12 protein-coding genes, 1 other RNA gene and 1 pseudogene are annotated in these 12,298 nt (G+C 64.5%); 7 read left to right on the top strand and 7 right to left on the bottom strand.

The features are described 5' to 3' along the window. Positions 1–76: 76 nt before the first annotated feature. The 6 genes from rnpB to AB3N21_RS02420 all read right to left on the bottom strand — a co-directional run bounded on the left by rnpB (position 77) and on the right by AB3N21_RS02420 (position 4,787). An RNA gene (rnpB, locus tag AB3N21_RS02445) (RNase P RNA component class A) lies at positions 77–474 on the bottom strand. Between the two features lie 139 nt (positions 475–613). Further along, positions 614–1,279, bottom strand: coding sequence for an N-acetylmuramoyl-L-alanine amidase (locus tag AB3N21_RS02440; RefSeq protein WP_367933716.1), 666 nt, complete (start codon positions 1,277–1,279; stop codon positions 614–616). A 4-nt stretch (positions 1,280–1,283) separates the two neighbouring features. Continuing rightward, positions 1,284–2,003, bottom strand: coding sequence for a hypothetical protein (locus AB3N21_RS02435; protein ID WP_367933715.1), 720 nt, complete (start codon positions 2,001–2,003; stop codon positions 1,284–1,286). A gap of 43 nt (positions 2,004–2,046) precedes the next feature. Continuing rightward, positions 2,047–3,534, bottom strand: a complete 1,488-nt coding sequence (gatA, locus tag AB3N21_RS02430; RefSeq protein ID WP_367933714.1) for an Asp-tRNA(Asn)/Glu-tRNA(Gln) amidotransferase subunit GatA — start codon at positions 3,532–3,534, stop codon at positions 2,047–2,049. A 3-nt stretch (positions 3,535–3,537) separates the two neighbouring features. Next, the gene (gene gatC, locus AB3N21_RS02425; RefSeq protein ID WP_367933713.1) at positions 3,538–3,825 is read right to left on the bottom strand and encodes an Asp-tRNA(Asn)/Glu-tRNA(Gln) amidotransferase subunit GatC; all 288 of its coding nucleotides are present in this window, start codon (positions 3,823–3,825) and stop codon (positions 3,538–3,540) included. Positions 3,826–4,127: 302 nt separating this feature from the next. After that, complete coding sequence (locus tag AB3N21_RS02420; protein WP_367933712.1) at positions 4,128–4,787, bottom strand: ceramidase domain-containing protein; 660 nt, start codon at positions 4,785–4,787, stop codon at positions 4,128–4,130. 57 nt (positions 4,788–4,844) lie between these two features. Here AB3N21_RS02420 and AB3N21_RS02415 point away from each other — a divergent pair, with 57 nt between their 5' ends. The 3 genes from AB3N21_RS02415 to AB3N21_RS02405 are packed head-to-tail and all read left to right on the top strand — an operon-like array spanning position 4,845 to position 7,677. Beyond that, positions 4,845–5,537: a metal-dependent hydrolase gene (locus AB3N21_RS02415; protein ID WP_367933711.1), complete on the top strand. Its 693-nt coding sequence runs from the start codon at positions 4,845–4,847 to the stop codon at positions 5,535–5,537. Then, positions 5,537–6,712 (top strand): M24 family metallopeptidase, encoded by a 1,176-nt coding sequence (locus AB3N21_RS02410; protein ID WP_367933710.1) that lies wholly within the window; start codon positions 5,537–5,539, stop codon positions 6,710–6,712. The genes AB3N21_RS02415 and AB3N21_RS02410 overlap by 1 nt, the downstream gene beginning before the upstream one ends. Beyond that, positions 6,709–7,677: a nuclear transport factor 2 family protein gene (locus tag AB3N21_RS02405; RefSeq protein ID WP_367933709.1), complete on the top strand. Its 969-nt coding sequence runs from the start codon at positions 6,709–6,711 to the stop codon at positions 7,675–7,677. The genes AB3N21_RS02410 and AB3N21_RS02405 overlap by 4 nt, the downstream gene beginning before the upstream one ends. A 4-nt stretch (positions 7,678–7,681) precedes the next feature. On the opposite strand, the gene AB3N21_RS02400 is transcribed toward AB3N21_RS02405, so the two are convergent. Next, a complete protein-coding gene (locus tag AB3N21_RS02400; RefSeq protein WP_367933708.1) occupies positions 7,682–8,131 on the bottom strand; it encodes a nucleoside deaminase in 450 nt (149 codons plus the stop codon). Between the two features lie 61 nt (positions 8,132–8,192). Between AB3N21_RS02400 and AB3N21_RS02395 the strand changes: the two are divergent. From AB3N21_RS02395 to AB3N21_RS02380, 4 genes and pseudogenes are all read left to right on the top strand, one after another. Beyond that, positions 8,193–8,981 (top strand): annotated as a pseudogene (locus AB3N21_RS02395) (pseudouridine synthase); the annotation flags it as partial. A 206-nt stretch (positions 8,982–9,187) separates the two neighbouring features. Then, a complete protein-coding gene (locus AB3N21_RS02390; RefSeq protein ID WP_367933707.1) occupies positions 9,188–10,099 on the top strand; it encodes a 5-bromo-4-chloroindolyl phosphate hydrolysis family protein in 912 nt (303 codons plus the stop codon). Between the two features lie 28 nt (positions 10,100–10,127). After that, a complete protein-coding gene (locus AB3N21_RS02385) occupies positions 10,128–11,318 on the top strand; it encodes a toxic anion resistance protein (RefSeq protein ID WP_367933706.1) in 1,191 nt (396 codons plus the stop codon). Between the two features lie 84 nt (positions 11,319–11,402). Then, a complete protein-coding gene (locus tag AB3N21_RS02380) occupies positions 11,403–12,287 on the top strand; it encodes a DUF2927 domain-containing protein (protein ID WP_367933705.1) in 885 nt (294 codons plus the stop codon). The last annotated feature ends 11 nt before the right edge of the window (positions 12,288–12,298 follow it).

Below are 12,298 nucleotides of genomic sequence, written 5' to 3'. Positions count from 1 at the left end.
TTCTCCCAGCTTGTGCGCCATCCCCAAGGGGCACCATAACAGACTGAGACAGATGCGAATACCGTCAGAGCGATTGATGCGCGGAGGGCCTGTAAGCCGGATCCTGTTCAGGGGTCGCCCCCTTCGATGACCATTCCTCTAGGCCGGGCATTGCTGCACGGCTCAAGCTGCCAACCCGGTCCCTCTCAGCCAAGACGCGCTTAGCGGCGGTATCGGCTGGTGCCGACCGGCCCGCGCGGGGACCCTATTTGGCATTGCTCCCGGTGGGGCTTGCCGTGCCGCCCCTGTTGCCAGCGGCGCGGTGGGCTCTTACCCCACCGTTTCACCCTTACCTGTGACCGAGGTCTCAGGCGGTTTAATTTCTGTGGCGCTTTCCGTCGGGTTGCCCCGCCCGGGCGTTACCCGGCACCGTTGTCTTGTGGAGTCCGGACTTTCCTCTCGGGCCTACGCCCCAGCGGCCATCCGGCCCTCCGCGCAAGGGTGCAGTTATGCGGTGGGCGGCGTTGCGTCAAGCCGGCGCACAGCAGGGAACGCTGCCCATCTTGGCCTGCGGCCAATTCACTCCGGGATATTTGGAGCAAGAGGAAGATGCGCGGCCATTCATCTTGCGTGCTCAGGTCCACAGGGCGGCATGGCCCAGAGGGGTAAAATCCTCGGAAGAGAGCGGGCCCGTCGCCCAGGGGCGAAAGCGCAGCCGGACGGCGTGGAGCAAAGTGTCGTCAGCCGCCATAGCCGAATAACCTGCCCCGCATGCAACCTGTCTAAAGAGCTCGGAATCCGGATCAACCGGCCCGGCATCGTGACCGTTCCGGGCCGCCAGTCCTTGCCGCGCCAGCCGCGCCCAGTCGAAGCGCGGACCGGGATCGAACTTGCGCCCCGGCGCCATGTCGGAATGTCCGATCACCCCTTCGGGCGGGATGCCCCAGCGCGTCATGATCTGTGGCAGCAGCCGTTCCAGCACCGCCATCTGCGGTTCGGCAAACGGGTGAGTGCTGCTATTGTCCAGTTCAATGCCGACCGAGCGTGAGTTGATGTCGTCCTTGCCATGCCAGCTTCCGGCGCCCGCATGCCAGGCGCGGTTGGCCTCGTCCACCATCTGCCACAGATGACCGTCCATACCGATCAGGTAATGCGACGATACTTCGGCCTGCGGATCGCACAACCGCTCAAGCGCCGCCTCGGCGCTCTCCATGGCGGTGTAGTGGATCACGATCAGCGATGGGGTTAGACCGTCACGGCGCGGCCCGAAATTCGGTGAAGGATGCCAAACCGGCTGCACGCGCTCAGTTGTTTACCGCGCGGCGGAACGGGCTTGGGTCCCAGCCACAGGCGTACCCGTCCCCGTCGGGGTCCAGACCCTTGCGGTCGCGCTGCGGGCCGCCACCAGCCAGGAACTCGATCTGCGCCTGATCCGCCGAAGGATATCCCGCGCAATTGCGCTGCGCCTTGGCCCGCAGGTTGAAACCCGCGCGGCTATAGAGCTGGGTCCCAACCGGGTGCGAGGTGCTGAGCGCGTATTGCACGATATTGGGTTGCGCATCGCCGCTGCGCTGAGGCACGGCGGTGGGCGCAATCACCTGATAATTGGCCTTGTTGCGCTCGATCCGCGCCGCATCGCTCTCGATCGTCTGACGGTTGGAGACAGCCTGAAAATCCTGCTCGTCCGAGATGCCCGCATTGCTGCTGGCAACCGGCGCAGGGACCGGAGCCGACGCTTGCGGAGACGTGGCTCCCAGCGCAGCCGCCGTCTGATTGGCAATGTCCGCGTCGGGATCCCCCGTCGGTGCCTGAAGCGGCGCACCGCCCGCCGTTGCCGGCGACAGCTGCTCGGAGGACACGACCGAGGGCGGGACCAGGGCGCCATTTGTCCCGGTTTGCCCTGCCAGCGCGGCCTCACGCTGCGCCTGGTATTCGGGGGTGTTGAACCCCGCGCCCGACGACGGAACCGCCGTGTCGCAGGCCGCCAAAACGCCGATCACCGGTATCAGAAAGAGTGCACGCATCTAATGCTGCCTTGTTGTTCTTGTCCTTGCCCGGGGCGGGACATTACCACCATTTTGCGGGCTTGGCCACAAACCCGGCGGCGTTCTCCAGCGCGTAGGCGGTATTGAGCAGATCGCCCTCTTCCCACGGACGCCCGATCAGTTGCAGACCCAGCGGCAGACCCTGCTTGTCCAGCCCGGCAGGCACCGAGACACCGGGCAGCCCCGCAAGGTTCACAGTCACGGTGAAGACGTCGTTGAGGTACATCTGCACCGGATCGGCCTCGGTCATCTCGCCCAACCCAAAGGCCGCCGATGGAGTGGCCGGGGTCAGAATGGCATCGACGCCGGTGGCGAAGACATCCTCGAAGTCCTTCTTGATCAGGGTCCGGACACGGCGCGCGCGGTTGTAATAGGCGTCGTAGAAACCTGCCGACAGCACATAGGTGCCGATCATCACCCGGCGCTGCACCTCGTGGCCGAAGCCTTCGGCGCGGGTCTTTTCGTACATCTCGGTGATGCCGTCGCCCTGCGCCAGCGTGGCCCGGCGGCCATAGCGCACACCGTCATAGCGGGCGAGGTTCGAGGACGCTTCGGCCGGCGCGATCACGTAGTAGGCAGGCAGCGCGTATTTGGTGTGCGGCAGCGAGATATCGACGATCTCGGCACCCGCCGCCTTCAGCATGTCGGCGCCGTCTGACCAGAGCTTCTCGATCTCTGCGGGCATGCCGTCCATGCGGTATTCCTTGGGGATACCGATCTTCTTGCCCTTGATGTCACCGGTCAGCATCGCCTCGAAGTCCGGCACGGCCAGCTCGGCGCTGGTCGAATCCTTGGGGTCGTGGCCGCACATGGTTTCCAGCATGATCGCCGCGTCGCGGACGTTCTTCGTCATCGGGCCGGCCTGATCCAGCGACGAAGCAAAAGCGACGATGCCCCAGCGCGAGCAACGGCCATAGGTCGGCTTGATGCCAGTGATGCCGACAAACGCGGCGGGCTGACGGATCGAACCGCCGGTATCGGTGCCGGTTGCCGCCAGGCACAGATCGGCCGCCACGGCCGAGGCCGACCCGCCCGACGAGCCGCCCGGGGTCAGTTGCGCGTCGTCATTGCCACGGCGCCAAGGGCTGACCGCGTTACCATAGACCGAGGTTTCGTTGCTGCTCCCCATGGCAAATTCATCCATGTTGAGCTTGCCCAGCATCACCGCGCCCGAGTCGGCCAATTGCTGCGACACAGTGGATTCGTACTCCGGCTTGAACCCTTCGAGGATTTTCGAAGCCGCCTGCGAGGGCACGCCCTTGGTGCAGAACAGGTCCTTGATGCCGATGGGCAGCCCGCACATCGACGGCGCATCACCGGCCTTGATCCGCGCATCGGCGGCCTTGGCACGCTCCATCGCGATCTCGGGCGTCTTGTGGACGAACGCGTTCAGCGCACCCGCTGCGTCGATAGCGGTCAGGCAAGCCTCGGTCAGTTCCACGGATGTGGTTTCGCCCTTGCGCAGCGCGTCGCGGGCTTCGGCCAGGCCCAGTTTGTTCAGATCGCTCATGTCTTACTCCACCACCTTGGGGACCGCGAAAAACCCCTCGCGCGAGTCGGGGGCGTTGGACAGCACCTTGTCCTGCTGGCTGCCGTCGGTGACCTGATCCTGACGGCGCTTCAGCCGCATAGGCGTGACCGAGACCATCGGCTCCACCCCTTCGACATCCACCTCGTTCAACTGTTCGATGAACCCCAGGATCGTGTTGAACTCCGAGGCCAGCGCGGGCAGCGCGTCATCCTCGACCTTGATCCGGGCCAGTTTGGCCACCTTGGCGGCGGTGCTTTGGTCAATCGACATGGGAAACCTCATCTGCGTTACGGGGCGTTTACCGCTCTGTGGGGCGGGTCGCAAGGGCGCAGGAGGCTTGTCAGGCGGGTTACGGCAAACACCCCGTCTTGCTTAGCCCACCCGAGGGCCGAGCCCTCCCTCGGGTGGGCGCCCGGAACGCCTGTGGTCAGCGGTTTATCTCAAAAGCCCCGAACGACGGCTCATCGGTGCACCACATTGCCGATGCGCCCTCCCATTGGGGGAGGGAGGGCGCGGCCCGGCGGCACTGCGTGCCTTGATTCCGGGCTAATTTGGCGTTGGTCAGGTCAGGATCAACCAACCGAAAGTTTCGGAGCCTGAGACCGCCGATAAACCTCGATCATCCAACCCAGCATCACCCCGTTCAAAACGTGCCACAGAAAATGCGTCCCCACCGGCCACACACCGCAAAGCGGCACGTCCAAAGACCGGAAGGTGATGGACACAATCAACACACACGCTCCAACGGCCAGCCCCCGCGCAGTCTTCGGCGCTCGGTGACGGAGCAGTACGGCATAGATTAGGATCAGCAACGGCACCGGCGCATAACCCGCCGAGTCGCCAAGACCGGGGATCAGCCGGAACAGCGGCACGGTCGCCGCTGCGTAGGGAAAAAATAGCGCCGTCAGACCCAATGCCTGCCATGTCTTCAGACGCCAGACATTCCGGTTGATCGCAAAGATGTAGACAAGGATGAACAGCAGGATCGGTGCGACATCCACCACCGCCGCCCAGACCTGCGCATGGGTATGGAACAGATAGCTCCCCACACCGATCGCCGCCAGAATGACCACCAGCAGCACGGCCAGCGGCATCCCCTGCCCCCGCACCCGCCGCCACATCACAAACGCGGCGATCAGAAACGCCGCGTTCGTCACCGCGTTCACCGGCTCGGCCCAGTAGTCGGGGCCAAGCCGCTCACAATACCCGTCGATTTGCCGCATCCAGTCCATGGATTTTTACTTAAGCGATGCTAGGCTGCCGCGACCAGACATGCGGGAGGTTTTTTCATGAATATCATCTGGCTGGGCCATGGCAGTTTCCGGATCGAGACCGAGGGGCAGGTGCTGCTGATTGACCCCTGGCTCTCGGGTAACCCCGCGCTGCCCGAAGAGCATCACGATGCCGCAGTCGAAGGGGCCACGCATATCCTGCTGACCCATACTCATTTCGATCACGTAGTGGATGTGCTGCCGCTGGCCAAAAAGCTGGGCGTGCCGGTGGTTGGGCAATATGACCTGATGGGGTTCTGGGGTGAGTCCGAAGGGATCGAGGCCGTGGGTTTCAACAAGGGCGGCACGGTGGACCTGAACGGCATCATGGTATCGATGGTGCCCGCCTCGCACAGTTCGACCTTTTCGACACCGGACGGCCTGCGCACCGGCGGGACCGAGGTGGGCTACATGATCCGAACCGAGGGCAAGATGCTCTATGTCTCGGGCGACACCGACATCATGGCCGACATGGAGTGGATGGGGGATTACTACAAACCCGATATCGGCATCCTGTCGGCGGGTGGGCATTTCACCATGGACATGAAGGCCACGGCCTACGCGGCCAAGCGCTACTTTAATTTCAAGACCGTAATCCCCTGCCACTATAAGACCTTCCCGATCCTCGAACAATCGGCACAGGATCTGATCGACGGATTGCCGGGGGTCGATGTGATCGAGCCCCAGGTGATGCAGGGCATCGCGCTCTGATGCCCGCCTCGGATTTCAGCCGGGCCGAATATGCCGCGCGGATCGCCAAGACGAGATCGGCGATGGCGGCGCAGGGGATCGACACGCTGCTGGTGGCGGACCCGTCGAACATGGCCTGGCTGACCGGCTATGACGGGTGGAGCTTCTATGTCCCCCAGATGGTCATCCTGCCCGTCGAGGGCACGCCGCTCTGGTGGGGGCGCACGCAGGATAAGGCGGGCGCGGCACAGACGACATGGCTTGACGCCTCGGACCTGCATGACTGGCCCGAAGAGCATGTCCAGCACCCCGACCACCACCCGGTCGAGGCGCTGGTAACCCTGCTGCGCGATCACGGCTGGACCCGCAATCTGGGCGTCGAGATGGACAACTACTATTACTCGGCGGCCAGCCACCGGGTGTTGGAACAGGCCTTTGGCCGTGAGGCGTTGAGCGATGCGACCGGGCTGGTGAACTGGCAGCGCGCGGTCAAGAGCAGCACCGAGCTGGACATGATGCGCAAAGCCGGGCGGCTGACGGCGCATATGCATTCTGTGCTGCGCGAGGGGTTTCGCGAAGGCGTGCCCAAACATGAACTGGTGGCGCAGGTGCAGGCGGCGGGCGTGGCCGGGCTCCCCGGGCTGCCCGGGGATTATCCCGCCATCGCGCCCATCGCGCCCTCGGGGCGCGAGGCATCGGCCTCGCACATCACCTGGAACGACCGACCACTGACTGCAGGCGAGGCCACCTATTTCGAGGTCTCAGGGTGTTTCCGCCGCTATCACTGCCCTGGCAGCCGGACGCTCTTTCTCGGCGACCCGCCCGCCGATATCCGCCGCGCCGAGGCAGCGGTGCTGACCGCCATCGAAGACGCCTTTGCCGCCGCCCGCCCCGGCGTGACCTGCGAAGAAGTGGCGGCCTGCGTCTACGAAAGCTTCGCGCGCACGGGCTATGTCAAGGCCAACCGAACCGGCTATCCCATCGGGCTCAGCTACCCGCCCGACTGGGGCGAACGCACCATGAGCCTGCGCCCAGGCGACACGACGCCGTTGCAGGAGAACATGACCTTTCACCTGATGCCGGGCCTCTGGACACCGGACTGGGGTCTGGCAATCACCGAAAGCTTTGTGGTCACCCCGGAGGGTGGCAAACCCCTGGCCGACATGCCCCGCGATCTTGTCGTGAAACCGGTATGACCCAGCCTGTCCGCCCCTCGCCAGAACTGATCGCCGTGGTGCGACGCTGGAACGAAGCGGTTCATGCCAAGGACAGCGCCGCGCTCTCCAACATGCTGTCGACCTCTGAATACCTGCGGTACCAGGGCTCAGCCGAAGGGGAGAGCTGGTCCGGGTCTCTGTTCCGAAAGGGCTTTCCCGATCACGTGGCCGAAATCCCGGAATATGACTGGGACGAGCACAGTCTTGAGGCCTTTGAGTGCGGCGCGGTCGGCTGGGCCCACTGCGTTGCCACTCTACGCTTTGCCAGCAACGAAAAGGCCATGGTGCACCGGTTCACCTTTGTGCTGCATCTCGAAGACGGCGTTTGGAAGATCGTTCACTGCCACGTGTCGAATCCGGTCCCCAACATGGAGAAAATCGGCATCGAGCATAAGGCATTGGACGCGCTGGTTGCAGCGGCACGCGACGGGTTTCGCCAGGACCAGCGCGAAGGTATGGCATCGGTCATGTTCACTGATATCGTCAATTCCTCGGCCATCGCTGAGATGTTGGGGGATCGGATCTGGACCGATGCGGTACAAAAACACCTCGATCTCGCCCGTGACACGATCGAAGCGCAGAACGGAAAGCTGGTGAAATCGCTGGGCGACGGAACAATGTCGAGCTTTTCCTCAGCCCGGGCTGCCTTGACGGCCGCCGCCGAGCTGCAACGGCGCAATGCGGAGGAACCTGATGAACCGCCGCTCCAGATCCGCATCGGAATTCACACCGGGGACGTGATCCAAACGGATGACGATTTCTTCGGCACAGTGGTGAACAAGGCGGCGCGGGTTGCGGCAGCCGCCGCCCCGGGTGAAATCTGCGTGTCCGACGCAACGCAATTGCTGGTCGGCGGACCAAGCGAACTCACCTTCAGCGCGCCCAGATCGGTTACCCTGAAAGGTCTGCCCGGCGATCACAGAATTTTCGGCCTGAAATGGTAGCCCATTAGCGCCGCTCTGCGAAAAACCCTTTGAGCAGGCGCTCCGCCTCCTCGGCGCCGATCCCGTCATAGACCTCTGGCACGTGATGCGCCTGCGGATGGCTGAACACCCGCGCCCCGTGCGCCACCCCGCCCGATTTCGGATCGGCGGCGCCATAGTAGATCCGCGCGACCCGGGCCGCCGCCAGCGCCGCCGCGCACATTGCGCAAGGCTCAAGCGTCACGTAGAGGTCGTGCCCCGGCAACCGCTCCGATCCCGCCGCCGCGCAGGCCGCGCGCAGTGCAACGATCTCAGCATGGGCGGTAGGGTCGTTCCACTCGCGGGTGCGGTTGCCCGTCGCGGCCACCACCTCGCCTGAGGGGCCGACGATCACCGCGCCCACCGGCACCTCTCCGCGCTCTGCCGCCGCGCGCGCCTCCTGCAAGGCGCGGTCCATGTATGATCTGAAAACCATGCCCCTGACTGCCCCACAATCCCGGCTTTCGCAAGCCGCCGGGATCAGGTATGGCCGGTCCATGAGCAACACCCCTCCTCCCGGCGACCGGATCGCCAAGACCCTTGCCCGCGCGGGCATCGCCTCGCGTCGCGAGGCCGAGCGCATGATCGAAGCGGGCCGCGTGGCGGTCAACGGCAAGACCATCGACAGTCCGGCGCTGAACGTGACCGCCAAGGACAAGATCACCGTTGACGGTAAACCGGTGTCCGAGCCGGAACCGGCCCGCCTGTGGCTCTACTACAAACCCACCGGGCTCGTAACGACCGCACGCGACGAAAAGGGCCGAGCCACCATCTTCGACGACCTGCCCGAGGAGATGCCCCGGGTGATGAGCGTCGGGCGGCTGGACCTGAACTCCGAGGGGTTGCTGCTGCTGACCAATGACGGTGGCATCAAGCGCAAGCTGGAACTGCCCTCGACCGGCTGGCTGCGCAAATACCGGGTGCGGATCAACGGGCGGCCCAAGGACGAGGACTTCGCCCCCCTGCGCAAGGGCCTGGTCATTGATGGCGAACGGTTCCAGCCGATGACGGTCACGCTCGACCGGCAGCAGGGCGCTAATGCCTGGCTGACCGTGGGCCTGCGCGAAGGCAAGAACCGTGAGATCCGCCGCGCGATGGAGGATATCGGGTTCTCGGTCAACCGGCTGCTGCGGGTGTCCTACGGCCCGTTCCAACTGGGCAACCTGAAACCCGGCGAGGTCGAAGAGGTCCGCCGCCGGGTGTTGCGCGACCAGTTAGGGCTGGATGCGGACGACAAAACCGCATCCAGCAGCGCCGAACGCCCGAAACGTCCCCAACGCAGCCGCAAGCCCATCGGCAAAAAACCCCGCGCGTGAGACCTTTAGGCAAACCTTCCCCCTAGCCTGGCGCGGGCGCATCCTCTAGATTCCCGGTGAACACGACACCTTGGGGAGCCTGATGTCTCAGACCGGAGTGCAGAAAATGGCCTTTGCGGCCCTGCTCGTGCTGTTGTTCGGTGTCTGCACCGGATTGCTGGGAGGGCTCTGAGCGCATGGCCAAACGCTATGGCGGCAAGTTCAGCCCCGACGGGTCCGACACCCCCGAGCAGCCGGAACGCAACCAGTTCGAGGGCGCGCGCGTGGATCCCGTGGGCGCACGGGCGAATGTCATGTTCGCGCCGGCGATCCCGCTGGTATTTCTGTCCCTCAACGATGGCGCCATCGGCATGACGCTGGGTCTTGTGGCCGCCGGTCTGCTGACCGGGGCGGCCTACCTGTTGCGCGAGGGGCTGCGGGCCGAGGCTGCCTTTAACGCCCGCCGCGTGGCCCGGCGGCCCGCCTTTCCGCGCAAGGTCTTTGCCAGCGTCCTGACCGGCACCGGCGCAGGGCTTGCCGCCTTTCGCAATGACTATCTGGATGCCGAGACCGTCGCACAGGTCAGCCTGCTGGCCCCGGTCCTATATGGTCTGGCAGGTACCGTTCTGCATTCCCTGGCCTTCGGTCTCGATCCGCTCAAGGATAAGGGGATGGAGGGCGTCGATACCTTTCAGCAGGACCGGGTTGCTCGTGCGGTGAACGAGGCAGAAGCCTATCTGACCGCCATGTCCGACGCCATCACCCGCGCGGGCGACCGCCGGATGGAGGCGCGGGTCGAGCGGTTCCAGACCGCCGCGCGCGAGTTGTTCCGCACGGTCGAGGAAGACCCTCGCGACCTTAGCGGCGCCCGCAAATACCTGACCGTCTATCTGCAGGGCGCGCGCGATGCGACGGTGAAGTTCGCCGATGTCTACGCCCGCACCCGCGATGCGCAGGCCCTGACCGACTACTCGGCGCTGCTCGACGATCTCGAACAGAATTTTGCCGCCCGAACCCGCAAGATGCTGCTGGACGACCGCAGCGATCTGACCGTGGAAATCGATGTGCTGCGCGACCGGCTGCAGCGCGAAGGTGTCCGGCTGGACTGACTGGACCATTTGAGTGAGGAAGCGTTTCATGTCCGATGCGATCAAGAACAAGGCCATTGAGGCCGAAACCCTGGTGCACGAAGTCACCGCAGTGGCCCTGCCCGAACCGCAGGCCGATGTCGTGCCGCTGGAAGAGGCGGACGAACCCGTAGGCACCGAAATCCGCAAGCGCATGGGCGAGATCGACATGGGTGACACCAACTCGATCGTGTCGTTCGGCTCGGCGGCACAGGCCGAGTTGCAGGAAATCAGTCAGGCGATGCTGGCGGATGTGCGCAACAAGGATGTGGGCCCCGCCGGCGACAGTCTGCGCAATATCGTGACGACCATTCGCGGCTTTTCGGTCAGCGAACTGGATGTGCGCCGCGAGCGGTCGTGGTGGGAAAGACTGCTGGGCCGCGCCGCGCCCTTTGCCAAGTTCACCGCCCGTTTCGAGACCGTGCAGAACCAGATCGACAAAGTCACCGACGACCTGCTGGGGCATGAGCACACGCTGCTCAAGGACATCAAATCGCTGGATCTGCTTTATGAAAAGACCCTCGATTTCTACGACGAACTGGCGCTCTACATCGCTGCGGGCGAGGAAAAGCTGACCGAGCTGGACAGCCATGACATCCCCGAAAAAGAGGCTGAGGTTCAGGCCGCGCCCGAGGACCAGCAGGTGATGCAGGCGCAGGAACTGCGCGACCTGCGCGCCGCGCGCGACGATCTGGAACGCCGCGTGCACGACCTCAAGCTGACGCGCCAGGTGACCATGCAGTCGCTGCCGTCGATCCGGCTGGTGCAGGAAAACGACAAGTCGCTGGTGACCAAGATCAACTCGACGCTGGTCAACACCGTGCCGCTGTGGGAAACGCAACTGGCGCAGGCCGTCACCATCCAGCGCAGCGCCGAGGCTGCGGCAGCAGTGCGCGACGCCAACGATCTGACCAACGAGCTGCTCACCGCCAACGCGGCCAATCTGCGCGAAAGCAACAAGATGATCCGGCAGGAGATGGAGCGCGGCGTCTTCGACATCGAAGCCGTGAAACAGGCCAACGCGGATCTGATCGGCACCATTCAGGAAAGCCTGCAGATCGCCGACGAAGGCAAGGCCAAGCGCGCCGCCGCAGAAGAGGAGCTGAAAAAGATGGAGGCCGAACTGCGCGATACGCTGGCTGCGGCCAAGGCACGGCGCGACGGGCTGGGCGACACCGCCGCCACCGCCGTTCCGGGCTGACCCTTGCAGGCGCGCACCGGCAGACATTTGGGGGTTGTCTGGGCTTTGACCGCCCTGACGGCCCTTGCCGCGTGCGAGCCCGTATTGCAGTCGGTTCCGGCCCCGCAAGCCCGCCCGGCGGGCCTGACCCAGCCCGCGCCCGCAGTGACTGCCCCGTCTGCGGCCAGCCTGGATTTGGCGCGCTACTATCAGAGGGTGCAAAACGATCTGCTGACCCGGGGCCTGCTGCGTACCGATGGCGGAGGGCCGGACACGCCCTATGATGCCGAAGATCTGGCGCGCAATTTTGAGGCCATCGCCTTTTATGACGAATACCCCGGACAAGCCGTGTCAGCGACCGGCCGCCGAACCAGCGGTCAGCTTAGCCGCTGGTCCGCCCCGGTGCGCATCCGCACCGAATTCGGGCCGAGCGTAGCGCTGGAGCGGCGCGAGAAAGACAAGACCAGCGTCGAATCCTACGCCGCCCGGCTGGGGCGGGTTTCGCGCCATTCGATCAGCACAACGACGAGCCGCAACGCCAACTTTCTGGTTTTTGTCGCGGGCAAAGACGACACTACTTATGTGCAGAACCGCCTGCGCCAGTTGATCCCCAATATCGGTCAGGCGCAGCTCGACCTGTTCGAGGATCTGCCGCGCTCTTTCTACTGCTTTGTCTTTGCCACCGCTGGCGGCGGCTCTCCCTATACCTACACCCGCGCCGTCGCGCTGATCCGGGCCGAACACCCCGATCTTGTGCGGCTGAGCTGCATTCACGAGGAAATCGCGCAAGGTCTGGGCCTGCCCAATGACAGCCCCGCGGCGCGGCCTTCGATCTTCAACGACGACGACGAATTCGCGCTGCTGACCAGCCACGACGAAAAGCTGTTGGAGATGCTGTACGACCCCCGGCTGAAACCGGGAATGACAGCCGAACAGGCCCGCCCGGTGGCCCGGATCATCGCGCGTGAACTGATGGGCCAGTCACTCTGACCCGCATGACA

This window comes from Ruegeria sp., assembly GCF_040830605.1.
Lineage (GTDB): Bacteria > Pseudomonadota > Alphaproteobacteria > Rhodobacterales > Rhodobacteraceae > Ruegeria.
Note: the sequence above shows the minus strand (reverse complement) of the source record. Positions and strands in the feature narration are given on the sequence as shown.

What these genes read in the sequence shown, in the direction of transcription:
- AB3N21_RS02410 (WP_367933710.1), top strand. Translation starts at nt 5,537, where the DNA reads ATGCCCGCCTCGGATTTCAGCCGGGCCGAATATGCCGCGCGGATCGCC.
- AB3N21_RS02385 (WP_367933706.1), top strand. Translation starts at nt 10,128, where the DNA reads ATGTCCGATGCGATCAAGAACAAGGCCATTGAGGCCGAAACCCTGGTG.
- AB3N21_RS02415 (WP_367933711.1), top strand. Translation starts at nt 4,845, where the DNA reads ATGAATATCATCTGGCTGGGCCATGGCAGTTTCCGGATCGAGACCGAG.
- AB3N21_RS02435 (WP_367933715.1), bottom strand. Translation starts at nt 2,003, where the DNA reads ATGCGTGCACTCTTTCTGATACCGGTGATCGGCGTTTTGGCGGCCTGC.
- AB3N21_RS02420 (WP_367933712.1), bottom strand. Translation starts at nt 4,787, where the DNA reads ATGGACTGGATGCGGCAAATCGACGGGTATTGTGAGCGGCTTGGCCCC.
- gatA (WP_367933714.1), bottom strand. Translation starts at nt 3,534, where the DNA reads ATGAGCGATCTGAACAAACTGGGCCTGGCCGAAGCCCGCGACGCGCTG.
- AB3N21_RS02400 (WP_367933708.1), bottom strand. Translation starts at nt 8,131, where the DNA reads ATGGTTTTCAGATCATACATGGACCGCGCCTTGCAGGAGGCGCGCGCG.
- AB3N21_RS02390 (WP_367933707.1), top strand. Translation starts at nt 9,188, where the DNA reads ATGGCCAAACGCTATGGCGGCAAGTTCAGCCCCGACGGGTCCGACACC.
- AB3N21_RS02405 (WP_367933709.1), top strand. Translation starts at nt 6,709, where the DNA reads ATGACCCAGCCTGTCCGCCCCTCGCCAGAACTGATCGCCGTGGTGCGA.
- gatC (WP_367933713.1), bottom strand. Translation starts at nt 3,825, where the DNA reads ATGTCGATTGACCAAAGCACCGCCGCCAAGGTGGCCAAACTGGCCCGG.